At 64.9% G+C, this 16,149-nt stretch carries 14 protein-coding genes; 7 read left to right on the forward strand and 7 right to left on the reverse strand.

The window, feature by feature from the left end; all coding sequences use genetic code 11:
• The first annotated feature begins 23 nt into the window (after nucleotides 1-23).
• Nucleotides 24-995: a phytoene/squalene synthase family protein gene (locus V2B31_RS14480; protein WP_328279704.1), complete on the forward strand. Its 972-nt coding sequence runs from the start codon at nucleotides 24-26 to the stop codon at nucleotides 993-995.
• A 109-nt stretch (nucleotides 996-1,104) separates the two neighbouring features.
• On the opposite strand, the gene V2B31_RS14485 is transcribed toward V2B31_RS14480, so the two are convergent.
• From V2B31_RS14485 to rtcR, 7 genes are all read right to left on the reverse strand, one after another.
• A complete protein-coding gene (locus tag V2B31_RS14485; protein ID WP_328279705.1) occupies nucleotides 1,105-2,535 on the reverse strand; it encodes an ammonium transporter in 1,431 nt (476 codons plus the stop codon).
• Between the two features lie 13 nt (nucleotides 2,536-2,548).
• Nucleotides 2,549-2,887: a P-II family nitrogen regulator gene (locus V2B31_RS14490; RefSeq protein ID WP_004209785.1), complete on the reverse strand. Its 339-nt coding sequence runs from the start codon at nucleotides 2,885-2,887 to the stop codon at nucleotides 2,549-2,551.
• Nucleotides 2,888-3,040: 153 nt separating this feature from the next.
• A complete protein-coding gene (locus tag V2B31_RS14495) occupies nucleotides 3,041-3,616 on the reverse strand; it encodes a DUF924 family protein (protein ID WP_328279707.1) in 576 nt (191 codons plus the stop codon).
• Between the two features lie 40 nt (nucleotides 3,617-3,656).
• A complete protein-coding gene (gene tldD / locus V2B31_RS14500) occupies nucleotides 3,657-5,099 on the reverse strand; it encodes a metalloprotease TldD (protein ID WP_328279709.1) in 1,443 nt (480 codons plus the stop codon).
• A 45-nt stretch (nucleotides 5,100-5,144) separates the two neighbouring features.
• Nucleotides 5,145-5,372 (reverse strand): zinc-finger domain-containing protein, encoded by a 228-nt coding sequence (locus tag V2B31_RS14505; RefSeq protein ID WP_328279711.1) that lies wholly within the window; start codon nucleotides 5,370-5,372, stop codon nucleotides 5,145-5,147.
• A 39-nt stretch (nucleotides 5,373-5,411) separates the two neighbouring features.
• Nucleotides 5,412-5,576: a hypothetical protein gene (locus tag V2B31_RS14510; RefSeq protein ID WP_328279713.1), complete on the reverse strand. Its 165-nt coding sequence runs from the start codon at nucleotides 5,574-5,576 to the stop codon at nucleotides 5,412-5,414.
• A 161-nt stretch (nucleotides 5,577-5,737) separates the two neighbouring features.
• On the reverse strand, nucleotides 5,738-7,333 hold the full coding sequence (gene rtcR / locus V2B31_RS14515; RefSeq protein ID WP_328279715.1) for an RNA repair transcriptional activator RtcR: 1,596 nt from the start codon (nucleotides 7,331-7,333) through the stop codon (nucleotides 5,738-5,740).
• A 277-nt stretch (nucleotides 7,334-7,610) separates the two neighbouring features.
• Between rtcR and V2B31_RS14520 the strand changes: the two genes are divergently transcribed.
• From V2B31_RS14520 to V2B31_RS14545, 6 genes are all read left to right on the forward strand, one after another.
• Complete coding sequence (locus tag V2B31_RS14520) at nucleotides 7,611-8,837, forward strand: RtcB family protein (protein WP_328279717.1); 1,227 nt, start codon at nucleotides 7,611-7,613, stop codon at nucleotides 8,835-8,837.
• Between the two features lie 87 nt (nucleotides 8,838-8,924).
• Entirely contained in the window at nucleotides 8,925-9,335 is a 411-nt protein-coding gene (locus V2B31_RS14525) for a hypothetical protein (protein ID WP_328279718.1), read from the forward strand.
• Nucleotides 9,332-10,345 carry an RNA 3'-terminal phosphate cyclase gene (gene rtcA / locus V2B31_RS14530; protein ID WP_328279719.1) on the forward strand — a complete coding sequence of 338 codons (1,014 nt, stop codon included), beginning with the start codon at nucleotides 9,332-9,334 and terminating at the stop codon, nucleotides 10,343-10,345. The genes V2B31_RS14525 and rtcA overlap by 4 nt, the downstream gene beginning before the upstream one ends.
• 275 nt (nucleotides 10,346-10,620) lie before the next feature.
• The gene (locus V2B31_RS14535) at nucleotides 10,621-12,561 is read left to right on the forward strand and encodes an AAA family ATPase (RefSeq protein WP_328279720.1); all 1,941 of its coding nucleotides are present in this window, start codon (nucleotides 10,621-10,623) and stop codon (nucleotides 12,559-12,561) included.
• 282 nt (nucleotides 12,562-12,843) lie between these two features.
• Complete coding sequence (locus V2B31_RS14540; RefSeq protein ID WP_328279722.1) at nucleotides 12,844-13,782, forward strand: LysR family transcriptional regulator; 939 nt, start codon at nucleotides 12,844-12,846, stop codon at nucleotides 13,780-13,782.
• A 109-nt stretch (nucleotides 13,783-13,891) separates the two neighbouring features.
• Nucleotides 13,892-16,129, forward strand: coding sequence for a TonB-dependent receptor (locus tag V2B31_RS14545; protein ID WP_328279724.1), 2,238 nt, complete (start codon nucleotides 13,892-13,894; stop codon nucleotides 16,127-16,129).
• Nucleotides 16,130-16,149: the final 20 nt, after the last annotated feature.

The raw sequence follows: 16,149 nt of genomic DNA on the forward strand, positions 1-16,149 counted from the left end.
TTAGGGGAGGGCATGTCCTGCCGATGGACACAGCAGGCCCTCCCCCGGCCCCTCCCGCAGGCGGGAGGGGAGAATTGGTCGCCCACGCCCGCGACAGCATAGCGCGCGGCTCCAAGAGCTTCGCCATGGCCTCGAAACTGTTCGACGCGCAAACTCGCGAGCGCGCCTGGCTGCTCTACGCCTGGTGCCGCAAGTGCGACGACATCGCCGACGGACAGGACCATGGCGGCGCATTGTCGGCCGTCGATGATGCCCCGGCCCGCCTCGCCGACATGCGCGCGCTTACCGACGCTGCACTGCGGGGCGAGCCTGCCGGCGATCCCGCCTTCGACGGCTTCGGCCTCGTCATGCGTGAATGCGCCATTCCCGCCCGCTACGCCCACGACCTGATCGACGGCTTCGCGCTCGACGCCGCCGACTGGCGACCCCTGACCGAGGATGATCTGCTGCGCTATTGCTATCATGTCGCCGGCGCGGTCGGCTGCATGATGGCGGTGCTGATGGGCGTCGATCCGGCCGAAGAGGCGACGCTCGACCGCGCCTGCGACTTGGGCCTCGCCTTCCAGCTCGCCAACATCGCCCGCGATATCGGCGAGGACGCCGCCGCGGGCCGCTGCTATCTGCCCGTCGCCTGGCTGGCTGAAATGGACCTCACACTCACAACGCTTATGACCCCCGTCGCCCGGCCGCGCTTGGCCCGGCTCGGCAACCGCCTCGCCACCATGGCCGCCGCCTATGAGGAGAGCGCCCGGCACGGCACCGGCGCGCTCCCGCCGCGCGCCGCCTGGGCGGTGCTGGCCGCCGCCGGCATCTATGGTGACATCGCCCGCAAAGTCGCCCGGCGCGGCGAAGCAGCGTGGGACGACCGGGTGGTGACACCCAAGCGCGAGAAACTCGGCTGGGTCGCCCGCGCCGGCCTCCAAGTCATCGGCCGCGCCCGCCGCTGGCCCGCCGCCGCGCCCCGGCACACGATCCTCTGGACCCGCCCCCGCTGAACGCCAAAAAATAGGGCCGATACTTTCGTACCGGCCCAAGGCATGTTCGCAGGAGGAACATCATGTGGCGGGCGGCCCTTGGCCCTTCTGGCGGGCCGCCCGTCCGAACTCAGTAGTTGTAGGCGCGCTCGCCATGGCTGGAGAGGTCGAGACCTTCCTGCTCGGCGTCGGCGCTCGGGCGCAGACCGATGGTCTTGTCGATCGCGAAGAAGAGGATGCCGCTCAGCACGCCCGAATAGACGAGGGTGAAGAGCACCGCCTTGATCTGCGTGACGACCTGGGTCGCGATCGAGTAGCTGTCGGCGTTGAAGCCGGCCGGGAACACAGTGTAGTCGAACACGCCCTGACCGCCGAGCGACGGGGCCGCGACGATGCCGGTGGCGATCGCACCGACGATGCCGCCGATGCAGTGGACCCCGAACACGTCCAGGCTGTCGTCATAGCCGACCTTACCCTTCACGAACGCCACGAAGATGTAGCAGATCGGCGAAACGACGAAGCCGAGGACGATCGAGGTCATCGGCGCGCCGAGACCCGCCGCCGGCGTGACGGCCACGAGGCCCGCGACCGCGCCGGTCACCGCGCCCAGCAGCGACGGCTTGCCATGGTGGAACTGCTCGACCAGCGCCCAGCTCACCGCCGCCGCGCAGGTGGCGAGCATGGTGTTGATGAAGGCGACGCCGGTGACGGCATTGGCTTCCAGGTTGGAGCCGGCGTTGAAGCCGAACCAGCCGACCCAAAGCAGGCTCGCGCCGATCATGGTCATGGTCAGCGAGTGCGGCGGCATGGGCTCCTTGGGGTAGCCGACGCGCTTGCCGATGATGATCGCGCCCACCAGGCCAGCGATACCGGCGTTGATGTGGACGACAGTGCCGCCTGCGAAGTCGAGCGCGCCCCAGCCCCAGAGCAGACCGGCGTCGGTCGGCGCGTCAGGCAGGAAGTCGGGGCCAGCCCAATACCAGACCATGTGCGCCATCGGGAAGTAGACGATGGTCAGCCACAGCACGACGAACACGATCAGCGCCGAGAATTTCACGCGCTCGGCGAAGGCGCCGACGATGAGGGCCGGGGTAATCATCGCGAAGGTCATCTGGAACACCACGAACACCAGTTCGGGCAGATACAGATTGTTGCTGAAGGTCGCCGCATAGGTGGAGCTGCTGACGTTCATCAGGAACGCCTTGTCCAGCCCGCCGAAAATGGCGGGGAAGGGCGTGTTGGTGCTGGTGAAGGCCATCGAATAGCCCCAGCAGGCCCAGACCAGGCCGGCGACCGACACGATCATGAACACCTGCATCAGCACGCTCAGCATATTCTTGGTGCGCACCAGGCCGCCGTAGAAGAGGGCAAGGCCGGGGATCGACATCATCAGCACCAGTGCGGCCGAAACCAGCATCCAGGCGACGTCGCCCTTGTTGACCATGCCGGCCATGGCGGCGGCGTCCGGCGCCTTCACCGGGCCGGCGAAGGCCGGCGATGCGGCGAGCAGGGTCAGGCCGACCGCCCCCGCAACTCCGCAGAGTTTCTTGGAAAAGCTCATCATTCCCCCCTTCTTACAGCGCGGTTTCGCCGGTCTCGCCGGTGCGGATGCGCACGGCCTGACCGACATCGAGGACGAAGATCTTGCCATCGCCGATGGCGCCCGAATTGGCGGCCGCCTGGGTCGCTTCCACGACGCGCGGCGCGAGGTCGTCGTCGCAGACCACCTCGATCTTGATCTTCGGGACCATGTTGGTGGAATATTCCGCGCCGCGATAGATTTCGGTCTGGCCCTTTTGGCGACCAAAGCCCTTCACTTCGCTGACCGTCATACCCGCGATGCCGAGCGAGGAGAGTGCCTCGCGGACATCGTCAAGCTTGAACGGCTTGATGATAGCCATGACAAGTTTCATGTCGCCCCCTTTATTGGTGTGCGGCAACACACCAGCAAAAGCCGTGCCAAATTGCTAAGGACGGGTTAATGCGCGGGTGAGCGGGTCGGCGTCATGCTGCGCCGCCAAAAAAATGGGCAGGCGCGAATGGATGCCTGTTTTTTGTGCAGCGCTTTACCAGCGCGCGCCCTCGCGCACCGCCTCGACTTCGTCGGGCCGTGGGTCGCGGCCGAGCGCCGCGTTGCGATGGGGGAAACGGCCGAACCTCGCGATGGTTGCATGATGCGCCCGCGCGAAGCCGATCGATTCCGCGTCGCCCGTCGCCTCGAACAGCGTCAGCGACAACGCCTGATCCTCAATCGCCTCGCTGTGCATGAAGGGCATATAGAAGAAGCGCCGTCCCGCCCCGCCGATCTGGATGTCGTAGCCGCGCGCGATCCCGCCGCGCGCCACCTCTCGCGCGAGACTATCGGTGGCGAAGGCGTCGGCCGTGTCGCGGAACATGTTGCGGGGCAGCTGGTCGAACAGCAGCACGGCGGCAAGTGCGTCGTCGGCGCGGTCGAGAAACGCCTCGGCGGGAAGGGTGCGCTTCTCCCGCCACAGCGCCTCGAACCGCTGAATGGTCATGCGGTCGAGCGCCGGGTCGTGACTCCACCAGCCCGCCTCACCGACTTCGTTGAACCAGAAATCGAGCAGGCGCGCCGCCCAGTCGGCGGTCACGGCGTCATGGCTGTCGGACGGATTGGTCATGCAGGTCCAATGACGCAGCGGGCGCTGGGTTCCGGGTCGCTCAGGCCGCCGTGCCGCCGACCGTCAGTCCTTCCATCAGCAGCGTCGGCTGGCCTACGCCCGCCGGCACGCTCTGCCCGCCCTTGCCACACATGCCAATGCCTTCGTCCAGCGACCAGTCGTTACCGACGCCGATCACCTTGGTAAGAGCGGTCGGTCCGTCGCCGATCAGCGTCGCGCCCTTGATCGGATCGCCCAGCTTGCCATTCTCGACCTTATAGGCTTCGGTGCAGGAGAAGACGAACTTGCCCGACACGATATCGACCTGCCCGCCGCCGAAGCTCTTGGCGAAGATGCCGGATTTCATGCGGGACAGAAGCTCCTCGGGATTGTCCTGCCCGCCCTTGATGAAGGTATTGGTCATGCGTGGCATCGGGGCGTGAGCGTAGCTCTCCCGCCGCCCGTTGCCGGTAGGCGCAACGCCCATCAGCCGGGCGTTGAGCCGATCCTGCATATAGCCGCGCAATATGCCGTCCTCGATCAGGATATTTTCCTGCGTCGGCGTGCCTTCGTCATCGATGGAAAGCGATCCGCGCCGGTCCATGATGCTACCGTCGTCCACGACCGTGACGCCCGGCGCGGCGACGCGCTCGCCGATGCGGCCGGAAAAGGCGCTGGTGCCCTTGCGGTTGAAGTCGCCCTCCAGGCCGTGCCCGATCGCTTCATGCACCAGCACGCCGGGCCAGCCTGGGCCGAGCAGCACGGTCATCTCGCCCGCCGGGGCGGCGACAGACGCCAGGTTAACCCGCGCCTGCGCCAGCGCCTCGTCGATCGCGCGGTTCCAGACGGCGGGGTCCATCACCTGATCGTAAAGATAGCGGCCGCCGATGCCGAACACACCGGTTTCGCGCCGGCCATTTTCTTCCAGGATGATCGAGACGTTGAGTCGCACCAGCGGCCGGATGTCGGTGGCGGTGAAGCCGTCGGCGCGGACAATCTCGACCACGGACCAGCTTCCCGCCAGGCTGACGGAGACCTGCGCCACGCGCGGATCGCGAGCGCGGGCGGCGGCATCGATCGCGGCGCAGAGCGTCACCTTCTCGGCGAAGGGGACGATCTCCAGCGGATTGGCGTCGGTGTAGAGGTGGCGGTTGGTGCGCTGCGGCGGCGGGGCGGGCTGGCCCTTGGCGGGATCGAGCAGGGTCAGCGTCTGCGCCGCCTTGCGGATCGCCGCTTCGCTGAGGTCGTTGGCGTGCGCGAAGCCGGTCATCTCGCCCGACACGCCGCGCAGGCCGAACCCCGCATCGGTCGAATAATCGGCGGTTTTCAGCCGGCCGTCATCAAAGCCGAAACTCTCGCTCGCCCGATATTGGAGGTAAAGCTCACCGTCGTCGCAGTTCTTGAGCGCTTCGGCGGTCAGGCGGCGCGCGGCGTCGGGGTCGAGCAGACCCGGACGATAAAGAAGGCCACGGGCGTCGGTGAAATGGGAGGCGGGATCGGTCATGAGCCCGATATAGGAGCGCTCCCGTTCAAGCCCAACCGAAAAGCGTCAGAGGCTGGCGCCCGAGGCGATATCCGGCTTGGAAGCGACATCGGCGGTGTCGGCAACGCTGCCGATCAGCACGAAACGCCGGTCGCAATAGCCGCAATCGACATAGCCATGCTCGTCAATCTCCAGGAAGACGCGCGGATGGCCGAGCGCGGCGGGTATGTCCCCCGATCCGTCGCAGGAAACGCGGGGCTTTGGGACTCGGATGATTTCGGGCGGCTGGATCATGGGCAAAAGCGTTAGCAGCGCCTCTGCCGCGCCGCAATATTACATGAGCGGGGGCAAGGGCCTCGGGCAAGCCTTGCCTTCCCCGCCGACGGCCTGAGCGGGCGGCGTCCAGTCGGGGCAATCGCGCGCCGCCATCACCGCGAAGGGCGATAGCATCAGCAGCACGGGCAGGATCGCACCGGCAAGGGAAGCTGCGAACGACATGCAGCAGCAATGCCAAAGCAATGCTTGCTGCAGGATGAATGTTACGGGGACGGAGCGACAGCTTAGGGCTGTGAGAAGGCCTCCCCGGCTTGGGCATCAAAATGGCGTCGGCCCAGCGACGGCGGCGTGCGGACCGCTTCTTCAAACGCTTTCGACCCGGATTATGTGCCCGTTACGATCCCCCAATCAAGATCGAAGCGCGCCAGATATTTTCGCAGCCGATCGGCGTCGTTCGTCTTGGCCTTGCGCGTGCGCGAAGCCGAAAAGAGGTAACGCCCTGCTTCTGACAGCGATCGGCTAGCCTGGCAAACGCGAATGGTCTCGGCCAGTTGGACACGATCGAACGGGTCGATCCCCGCCAAGGCATGGGCATCCAGCAGCGGGGCCAGCACATCGGGGCTGTCCGCAGTCCGGCCCGACCAGAGGCGCCTCAGTCGATCGATCTCCATGTCCACACAATTCAGGTCGATGCGGCCTTTCGGGGAGAGGGTCGCCATGCGGGTGACGCTGGCGGCGAGGTCGCGGAAATTGCCGGGCCAGGATGCTTCCGGCGACATGGCAAAGGCCAGGTAGCGCTCCCGCGCCTCCTTGTTGAAACTTGCCCGGTCGCCTTCGCGCTCGGCGAAGCGATCCAGCTCATAGACAAGATTAGGCTCGATATCCTCGCGCCGGTCGGCAAGGCCCGGGAGTGCGAAGGTCCAGAGATTGAGGCGGGCGTAAAGGTCGTCACGGAAGGCACCGGTGGCGACCGCCGCGCCAAGATCGCGGTTGGTGCCGGCCAGCAGCTGGAAATCCGACTGCGCCTCCGTGTCCGCGCCGACGGGCAAGAAGCGTTTGTCCTCGATCGCGCGGAGGATCATCGCCTGCTCGTCAAGACCCAGTTCGCCAATCTCGTCCAGGAACAGCACCCCCTTGTCGGCGGTGCGGAGCAGGCCAGGGCGATCGGCGGCCGCGCCCGTGAAGGCGCCCTTGCGATGGCCGAACAGGGCCGACATCGCGCTGTCGCCCTTGAGGGTGGCGCAGTTCACCTCGACAAACGGGCCGCTGATCTGATGCTTTAGGCGTTTCAGTTCATATATCCGGCGCGCGAGCCGACTCTTGCCCGCGCCGGTTGGCCCCATCAGCAGCATCGGCGCCTTGGAGCGCAGCGCAACTTGCTCGATCTCGTCAATCATGCGGTTGAAGGCGGCATTGCGCGTCTCAATCCCCGATTTGAGGAAGGACGCGCTCTCAGCGCGGTCGGCGGCAAAGCGGGTCGCGATGCTGTCATAGCGCGAGAGGTCAAGGTCGATCATGGTCCAAGTGCCCGGGCCTCCGGGCGGGCCGCCACGGGCGGGCTGGGTCTGGAGCAGGCGGCCGGGAAGGTAGCGCGCTTCGGTCAGCAGGAACCAGCATATCTGCGCGACATGGGTGCCGGTGGTGATGTGGATCAGATAGTCTTCCGTCTCCGGATCGAAGGGCTCCGCCCGCGCGAAGTCGAGCAACTTGCCGTACACCTCCTCGAAATCCCAGGGGTTGTCGAAATCAAGCGTGCGGCGATCGACCGTGGTTTCAGGCGAAACCGATGCAATGTCCTGCGTCACATACTCGCCTAGTCGGCTATGGACCGTACCGTGGAGCAGGATCAGCCGATCGACCCGCAAATCCTCATGCATGGTGAGGCCGACAGTAGGCCGCCACTTGTTCCAGCGCGACGGGCCGAAGGCGCTGGCGTCCAGAGTGGAACCCAGAAAACCGATGACGGTGAGCGGTTTCATGCTTATCATGTAAGATAAAATATGATCCTGTTCGATAGGAAATTTATAGCTGTTGTCCTATTGCGGAGAATGCAGGCAGTCGCTTGAGTGAAAAATAAGATAAGTAAAATAAGGAGTTGAACGACAATCGATGGTTGCCTGCCCGCGTTTGGCACGGCTCCTGCTCCAGGATGGGCGTCGGTCGCGGCGGATTACGCGATCGGCGCGCGGAAGAGAGGGAGCGGCCGGAATGGGCCGGCCGCTCCCAAAAACGCCGCTGACGATATTGGATTGAGCGATGACCCAGACGACTTATGATGTGCAGCATGTGGAAGGCGGAAAGCCGGTCAAGATGTGGACGCGCGGCGTCCCCGTCGATGATAAGGCGCGCGAACAGCTGCGCAGGGCGGCGCAGATGCCCTTCATCTTCAAGCATGTGGCGGCGATGCCCGACGTGCATGTCGGTATCGGCGCGACCGTCGGTTCGGTCATCCCGACCAAGGGTGCGGTGGTTCCGGCGGCGGTAGGCGTGGACATTGGCTGCGGCATGATGGCGGCGCGGACCTCGCTGATGGCGAGCGACCTGCCCGACAATCTGGAGGGGATACGCTCAGCGATCGAACAGGCCGTGCCCCATGGCCGTTCAGTCGGACGAGGCAAGCGCGATCATGGATCGTGGGGCGACCCGCCCGCCGAGATCGTGGAGGCCTGGGCGACCCTCGTCGCGCGGTTCGATCGGATCACGGATAAGTATCCGCGGTTCAAGAACACGAACCAACTGACCCATCTGGGGACGCTGGGGACGGGCAATCACTTTATCGAGCTGTGCCTCGATGCCGAGCAACGGGTGTGGATCATGCTCCATTCGGGTTCGCGCGGCGTGGGCAATGCGATCGGCAGCTTCTTCATCGAACTGGCGAAGCAGGACATGCGCAAATGGTTCATCAACTTGCCCGATGAGGATCTGGCCTATTTCCCCGAAGGGACCGACCATTTCGACGACTATGTCGAGGCGGTCGAGTGGGCGCAGGACTTCGCCGCGCTCAATCGCCGGATGATGATGACCAATGTGATCCGGACGCTGCGCAGCCAGATCGCCAAACCCTTCGATGCCGAGCTGGAAGCGGTGAACTGCCACCATAATTATGTGCGGCGGGAAAGTCATTTCGGCCAGAATGTGCTGGTGACCCGCAAGGGCGCGGTGCGCGCAGCGGAGGGCGTGATGGGCATCATCCCCGGGTCGATGGGGGCGAAAAGCTTCATCGTGCGCGGCCTTGGCAACAAGGAGGCGTTCGAGAGCTGCTCGCATGGGGCGGGGCGGGTCATGTCCCGCACCCAGGCGAAGAAGCTGGTGACGCTCGACGAGCATATCGCCGACACGGCGGGGGTCGAGTGCCGCAAGGACGAAAGCGTCATCGACGAAACGCCGCGCGCCTACAAGCCGATCGAAGCCGTGATGGCCGCCCAGGCCGATCTGGTGGAGATCGTCCATACGCTGAAGCAGGTAGTGTGCGTGAAGGGGTGACACGGGTGTCAAGCGGCAGGCGGAGTGCATGCCAGCCCGTTTCGCCGTCCCGCAAGCGGCCGTCGCTCGATCTAGACAGGAAATGGTATGAAGACGCTCGTATGCATCGCATGCGGAACGGCATTGTCGAAACAGCTCAATATTCTGTCGGGTAAGAACCCGTCGGTCGAGGCCCCGGAATTTGAAGATCGTCAGCCTATCATGCCTCAAGGCAATGCCTTCAAATCCTATGAGCCGATTGAGCATTCGTTCACAGATGAACCGGGATTGCTGGAGTTTTTGCCGCAATACTGGTTGAATCCGGATGACCTGACCGATCAGGTTCGATTGACCAAAAATCATAAGCGTCTCAATGGCTGTTGCGGTCTGGACGGGACAGATGGTCCAAACCAGCTATGCCGATGCGGTGCAGAAATCGGCACCCTCAAAACGGATTGTTGGACTCCGCGCATGTTCATCCCGGTTCCTCAGACTACCCATTGGATCGAAGAAACATGATCATCATCGACGGATCGGAAGGCGAGGGTGGGGGGCAGGTGGTGCGCAACGCATGTGCGCTGTCGCTCGTCACCGGCACCCCCGTGCGCATTGAGAATGTCCGCGCGAAGCGGTCCAAGCCCGGCCTGATGCGCCAGCATGTGACCGCAATTGAAGCGGCCTGCGTCATCGGCAATGCGTCGTGCGAAGGGCTGCTGGTGGGGTCGTCGGCGCTGAGCTTCCGGCCCGGCAAGGTCGTGCCGGGAGACTATAGTTTCGCCGTCGGTACAGCCGGGTCGACGGGCCTTGTGCTCCAGACCGTGCTGATGCCCTTGCTGCTGGCGGACAAACCTTCGCGGCTGGTGCTGGAGGGCGGCACGCATAATATGCAGGCCCCGCCGTTCGACTTCATCGCGAAAAGCTTCCTGCCGGTCATCAACCGCATGGGGCCGACTGTCTCGGCACGGCTGGTGCGACATGGCTTCTATCCGCGCGGTGGCGGCCGGATCGAGGTGGATATCACGCCAGCGCCCTTGCGGCCGATCCATTGCGTCGGGCGCGGCGCGGCGATCAGCGTCGGCGCTGCGGCACTGGTCGCCGGACTGCCCTTCGCCATCGCGGAGCGGGAGATTGGGAAGGTGCGCAAGGAGCTGAACTGGTCCGAACGGGAAGCCTATGTCCGTGAACTGCCCGCCGATCAGGGGCCGGGCAATGTCCTGCTGCTGGAGGCGGCGTTCGAGCATGTGACGGAGATCGTGAGCGGCTTCGGCCAGCTGGGCGTCACCGCCGAGCAGGTCGCGAAGCGGGCGATCGGCCGGATGCGCGGCTATCTGGAAAGCGACGCCTTTGCCGGTCCCTACCTGGCCGACCAGTTGCTGCTGCCCTTCGCGCTGGCGGGCGGTGGCAGCTTCACGACCGTGAAGCCCAGCCAGCACAGCCTGACCGCCGCCGATGTAATTGCGCGCTTTCTGGACCAGCGGCCCGCGTTCGAGCAGCAGCCGGGGGGTACGCACCTGATGACCTTGCGGTGAAGCCGTTGCGCGGCCGTTGCACTTGTTGTAAGGGGCGCACCGGTCGCGAGCGCTTCCGCTCGCATGAACTGGAGTAGATGGATTGCTGGACCTCATGCCTTTGATGGGCAGGGCCGGCAGCATCCGTTCGCTGCCCTAGGCGTCTCGATCGACTGAGGCGATCCAGCGGGCGTGATGCGGATCTGCCGCCCGTAGCCAAAACTATATGGACAGATGCGACCGTCGCGCGCCTGCTGGCGATGCAGGCGCGTGCCGTTCGCGCGGACGGATGATATATGGACGAATGGACGATCGTCCGGAGCCTGGCGCTCCGGATCGGCGCGGAAGGCGACGCTCGCCTGGGCCGTGCCCTTGATAATTGGGCCGATACCCATGCCGACTGGCTGGGCCTGACCGACGCACGCGACTGGAATGCCGCGTGCGAGGTGCTGGCGCGCGCGCCGGATATGGGGCCGACGCCGCATATGCTGGCGGTGACGGACGTGCTGGCTCAGTCGCTGACGCTCGAAGCGTTCGATGCGGCCCTGCTGCGGATGCTGGTAGCAGTCGACCGTTTGCCGCGCGTGGCGGCGCTGGCCCGGCTGTGGAGCGAGCATGGCCGCGACCTGCCTGGCTTGCTGGGCGAGATGGCGGGCGCCAGCACCCTGGAGGCGGACCGCGCGGTCCGGCGGAGTGCAGCGCTGCGCCTTGGCCTCGTCACCTTTCGCGTGAACCGGCAGGGCGTGGTGGAGGTGGATATCCGCTGGCCGCTGGAACGGTTGCTGGATCGGGCTTCGGCGGAGCGCGAGTCGATCGTCGCGACGTTGGTCGGTGCGCACCAGGTGGCGCGGCTTTCGCTCGACGACTTCGCTCATGTCGGGGACGCGGACTTTCTCGTCCGCATGCTCATGGGCGCGGCGGGCGAGCGCGCCAAGGGAGTCAATATCTTGATCCACGGTCCGCCCGGAACCGGCAAGACCGAGCTGGCCCGCACCCTTGCTGCGTCGGCCGGGCTTGCTCTGCATGGCGTGGGCGAGGCGGATGACGATGGTGACGAGCCCAGCCGCTGGGACCGCGTCTGCGCGCTGCAACTCGCGCAGCGCATGGTCGCGCCGGCAGGCGGCGCGGTTCTGTTGTTCGACGAGATGGAGGATCTGATCGGCGACGCCCGGCCGTCGGCTGGCGACTGGGTCAGTGGTCGGCAGGGCAGCAAGGTGTTCGTCAACCGGCTGCTGGAAACCAATGCTGTGCCCGTCATCTGGACCACCAACACGATCGGCAATGTCGATGATGCGATTCTGCGGCGGATGAGCTTTGTATTGAAGCTCGACCTGCCTTCGCCAAAAGCTGCCCGGCGCATGCTGGATCGGGTCGCGCGGGAGGAGGCGGTCGCGTCGCATGACGACCTCACAACGCTGCTCGACCGGGCGCCTGAGGTGGCAACAGTGCTGCGCGTCGCGATGCGCTCGGCGCGGTTGGCTGAGGAACCGGACGGCGGCGCGCGCCCGGCGATGGCGCTGGTCAAGGCGTTGCGGGGATCGGAACTGCCCCCAATGGTGGGCGGCGCGCTCGACCTCGACCTGTTCGAGGCGGATCGGCCGCTGGCGCCGTTGATGGCGCAACTGGCGGGGCAAGGCGCGGCAGACGTCTCGCTGCTGCTGACGGGACCGCCGGGCACCGGCAAGACGGCTCTGGCGCATCATCTCGCCCGCGCGATGGACCGGCCGCTGGTGGTGCGGCGCGCGTCCGATCTGCTCTCCCATTGGGTCGGTGGCACCGAACGGGCGATCGCGGAAGCCTTTGCGGACGCCCGTGAACGGGGCCATGCGCTGCTGTTCGACGAAGCGGACTCGCTGCTGTTTGATCGCACCAGTGCGCGCCAAAGCTGGGAAGCCGGCCAGGTCAATGAAATGCTGACTTGGCTCGACAACCATCCGCTGCCGGTGATTGCAGCGACCAATCATGCCGGCCGACTGGACCCGGCGGCGTTGCGGCGCTTCGAGTTCAAGATTGATTTGGCGCCACTGGGGCCGGAGAGGGTGGCGCAGGCGTTCGAGCGTTTCTTCGGGATGCGCCCGCCACCGGGGATCAGGACGCTGGCCACGCTGACACCGGGCGATTTTGCCGCGGTAAGAAAGCAATTGCGTCACGCGCCTACGGTCAATGCACAAGATTTGCTAGACCGCTTGCGGGCTGAGACGAACTGGCGGGAAAAAGGCGAACGGATCGGCTTCTGAACCGGCGGCATTGCTTGCCTGAACGAAAGCTGATCCCCCTGCGAGCTATGGGCTGAGGGGCGCGCTAGCGCTTATTTCGCTGGATGCCGCCACCGAACGGCTTCTACTTTAGCGAAACTGGTGGTCGATGACGGGCTCGAACCCATCGGCAATATCCCGCCTGCTGAAGCCGAAGAACGATATTACGCTATGCTGGACGATCAACCTGTGGCGGCCTAACTTAAACCAAATAGCCTCCGGCAAACGTGGGGCGGTTCAGCTCGATGTTGAGGAGATTATCTAGTGAACCTCAGCCGGTTCGATCTTAATCTGCTGCGCGCGCTCGATGTCCTGCTCGAAGAACGCAATGTCACCCGCGCGGCCGAACGGTTGTTCGTCACCCAGCAGGCGGCGAGTGGCGCGTTGCAACGCTTGCGGCGGCATTTCTCCGACGAATTGCTGACGCGGGTCGGCCGCCATCTGGAGCCGACGCCGCTCGGCAGGTCGCTCATCAATCCGGTGCGGGAGGCGTTGCTGGCGGCCCAGTCCGCGCTCGATACGCGGCCCGCCTTCGATCCCAAAACCAGCCTTGCGACCTGCCGGATCGCCATTTCCGACTATACGCTGGCGGTTCTGCTGCCGCGCTTTTTGAGGTTGCTGTCCACCCGGGCTCCGCACATGCACTGCGTCGTCGAGCAGATGACGCAGAACAGCTTCGAACGGCTGGCGATGGGTGATCTCGATTTCTGCCTCACCGCGCATGACATCAGGCTGTATGGCAGCCATCGGCCCGGCAAGCGCATCCGATCGACCCCGATGTTCCAGGACGATTTCGTCTGCGTGGTCGATCCCGCCAAGGTCGACGCATCGCAGGGAATCTCGCTGGCCACCTATCGGCGCCTCCGGCACAACTCTGTCGCGTTCGGGCAGGGGGTCGCGACGATCGTCGAAACCGCATGGTCGACATCGGGCTATGAGTTCGACGTGGCGGTGAAAGCGCCCAATTTCTCGGCGCTGATCTTCATGCTGCCGGGCACGCCGTTGATCGCGACGACCCAGCGGCGACTGGCGCGCACGCTCGCGCCGCGCCTGGGCCTGGCCATTTGCGAATGCCCGCTGAAGATACCGAAGCTCCAGGAAATCCTGATGTGGCACGAGCGGTCGGAGCAGGATCCGGCACATCAATATCTGCGCGAAATTTTTCACGCAGCGGTAGCGGACCTGGAATCCGGCAGCGCTTGATTCACAAGCATGGCTTGTAGTTCCTATCTCCCGATGTGATTTCCCAGCCGTCCGGTTTCCGTCCACTTTCCGCATCGAAGACGCATCAGGCGTCACGAGGAGGGGAAGTATGAAGACGGCACGGATCTATCGTGGCGCGGCAATGGCGAGCATCGCGCTCTGTCTGGCAAGCGCGGCGGGCGCGCAGACATCGTCGGGCGACGCTGTCGTCGACACCACCGGCGAGATCATCGTCACCGCGCAGAAGCGATCGGAATCGGTCCAGAAGATCCCGCTGGCCGTCTCCGCGATCGGCGGCGACGCCTTGCAGCAGCGCGGCGCCACCACCCTGACGGCGCTGGGCCAGACCGTTCCCGGCCTCAACGTGTCGGAACAGGTTGGCCAGGCGCGGCTCACGCTGCGCGGCATTGGCGTGGACAATATCTCGACCGGCGCGGAAAGCAGCGTCGCGTTCAACCAGGACGGCATCTTCTATTCGCGCTCGGCGGCCGCCCTTGCATCCTTCTACGACGTGGAGAGGGTCGAGGTGCTGCGCGGGCCGCAGGGCACGCTCTATGGCCGCAACGCGACCGGCGGATCGGTCAACATCCTGACCAACCGTCCGGACGATGGCTTCGGCGCCGGGGCGAACCTCACGGTCGGCAATCGCGAGACGATCAATGCCGACGCCTTCGTCAATACGCCGCTGTCGGAGACGGTCTCCGCCAGGCTCTCGGGGCAGGTCCAGCACCATAACGGCTATGGCAAGAATCTGGTCACCGGCACCGACATCGACACCAAAAGTTCGCAGGCCGTCCGCGCGCAGCTGCTGTTTACGCCTGACGATCGCCTGACGATCCTGATCGGGGGGGACTATTATCGATCGCGCGATCGCTCCAACACTTATCATTATTTCGGGGCGGGCGGGGTGACGGCCGCCGGTGCCCCGATCACGCCGACGAGCATATTGCTGGGCGGCTTCGCCCCGGCCAGCAAGCGCGACATCGCAAGCGCGCAGGATCCCCGCGCACGGGCCGACTTCTACGGCGGCCGGATCGACATCAGCTATGATCTTTCCGACAGCATGACGCTGCGGTCGCTCTCGGCCTACCGCCGCAGCGACTATCAGGTGGAAAGCGACATCAGTCCGCTCGCCATCGACCTGTTCCCGGTCACGGTCACCGAGAAATCCGATCAGTTCACGCAGGAATTCCAGCTCAATATCGACAGCGACAGCAACAAGTTCGTCGCGGGCCTCTTCTATCTGCACGAGAAGATCGACGGTTCGATCAGCGCGCCGCTCAACCTGTTGTCGGTCGGCGGCCCGGACTTCTTCGTCCAGGGCTTTTACGCCGGCGGGCGCATGAAGACCGACGCGGCGGCGATCTACGCGCAGGATACCTACAGCATCAGCGATAGGGTGCGGCTCACCCTGGGCGGTCGCTACAGTTGGGAGCGCAAGAGCGTCAACGATCAGTCCGACTTCGATTTCGCGCGGCCCTATTCGCCGACCAACGTCCCGCTGACGCCCAGGCACATCGATGACGAGAGCTTCAAGTCCTTCACGCCGAAGGTCGGGATAGATGTCGATCTCGGCCCGCGTGCTCTGGCCTATGCGTCCTTCTCGAAGGGCTTCAAGTCGGGCACCTACAATCTCGGTTCGGCCGGTCCGCCGCTGAAGCCGGAGAAGGTCGACGCCTATGAGCTTGGCGTCAAGGCGACCTCCTCGGACGGGATGTTCCGCGCCAACATCGCCGGCTTCTACTATAATTACAAGGATCTCCAGGTCGGCAAGGTCCAGGGGCAACTGGTCGTTCTGGAAAATGCCGCGACCGCCCGCATCTATGGTCTCGAAGGCGAGTTCGTCGCGAAGCCGACGCCCGATCTCACCTTGAGCGCGAACGCCTCCTGGCTCCACGCGCGATTCCGCGACTATGTCACCGCCGACCAGGCCCGACCGGCGGGCGACGGATCGACGATCGATCCGGCGTCCGGCCTTCCCGCCTTCGATCTGAGCGGAAAGACGCTGCCGCAGTCGCCCGATTACACCGTCAGTCTCGCGGCCGATTATGTCGTGCATCTGGACAGGGGAACGCTGACGCTGCGGGGCGAAAGCAATTGGTCCGACCGGGTCTATTTCTCCCCGTTCAACCGCAAGGAGGTGTCGCAGCCGAGCTACAGCCTGCAAAACGCCTACGCCACCTATGACGATGGCGCGCATTGGCGACTGTCGCTTTACATCAAGAACATCGCCAACAAGACGATCCTGGCGTCGGGCCAGGTCGCCACCGCGCTGCTCGGATCGCCGATAGTCGGCTTCGTGCAACCGCCGCGGACCTTCGGGGCGACGCTCGGATACCGCTTTTAGGACGCGAGACCGCCCAACTC

The organism is Sphingobium sp., from assembly GCF_036170395.1.
In the GTDB taxonomy this organism is placed as follows: Bacteria; Pseudomonadota; Alphaproteobacteria; order Sphingomonadales; family Sphingomonadaceae; genus Sphingobium.

What these genes read in the sequence shown, in the direction of transcription:
- V2B31_RS14520 (WP_328279717.1), top strand. Translation starts at nt 7,611, where the DNA reads ATGACCCAGACGACTTATGATGTGCAGCATGTGGAAGGCGGAAAGCCG.
- V2B31_RS14485 (WP_328279705.1), bottom strand. Translation starts at nt 2,535, where the DNA reads ATGAGCTTTTCCAAGAAACTCTGCGGAGTTGCGGGGGCGGTCGGCCTG.
- V2B31_RS14545 (WP_328279724.1), top strand. Translation starts at nt 13,892, where the DNA reads ATGAAGACGGCACGGATCTATCGTGGCGCGGCAATGGCGAGCATCGCG.
- rtcR (WP_328279715.1), bottom strand. Translation starts at nt 7,333, where the DNA reads ATGAAACCGCTCACCGTCATCGGTTTTCTGGGTTCCACTCTGGACGCC.
- V2B31_RS14480 (WP_328279704.1), top strand. Translation starts at nt 24, where the DNA reads ATGGACACAGCAGGCCCTCCCCCGGCCCCTCCCGCAGGCGGGAGGGGA.
- V2B31_RS14510 (WP_328279713.1), bottom strand. Translation starts at nt 5,576, where the DNA reads ATGTCGTTCGCAGCTTCCCTTGCCGGTGCGATCCTGCCCGTGCTGCTG.
- V2B31_RS14535 (WP_328279720.1), top strand. Translation starts at nt 10,621, where the DNA reads ATGGACGAATGGACGATCGTCCGGAGCCTGGCGCTCCGGATCGGCGCG.
- V2B31_RS14495 (WP_328279707.1), bottom strand. Translation starts at nt 3,616, where the DNA reads ATGACCAATCCGTCCGACAGCCATGACGCCGTGACCGCCGACTGGGCG.
- V2B31_RS14490 (WP_004209785.1), bottom strand. Translation starts at nt 2,887, where the DNA reads ATGAAACTTGTCATGGCTATCATCAAGCCGTTCAAGCTTGACGATGTC.
- V2B31_RS14525 (WP_328279718.1), top strand. Translation starts at nt 8,925, where the DNA reads ATGAAGACGCTCGTATGCATCGCATGCGGAACGGCATTGTCGAAACAG.
- tldD (WP_328279709.1), bottom strand. Translation starts at nt 5,099, where the DNA reads ATGACCGATCCCGCCTCCCATTTCACCGACGCCCGTGGCCTTCTTTAT.
- rtcA (WP_328279719.1), top strand. Translation starts at nt 9,332, where the DNA reads ATGATCATCATCGACGGATCGGAAGGCGAGGGTGGGGGGCAGGTGGTG.
- V2B31_RS14505 (WP_328279711.1), bottom strand. Translation starts at nt 5,372, where the DNA reads ATGATCCAGCCGCCCGAAATCATCCGAGTCCCAAAGCCCCGCGTTTCC.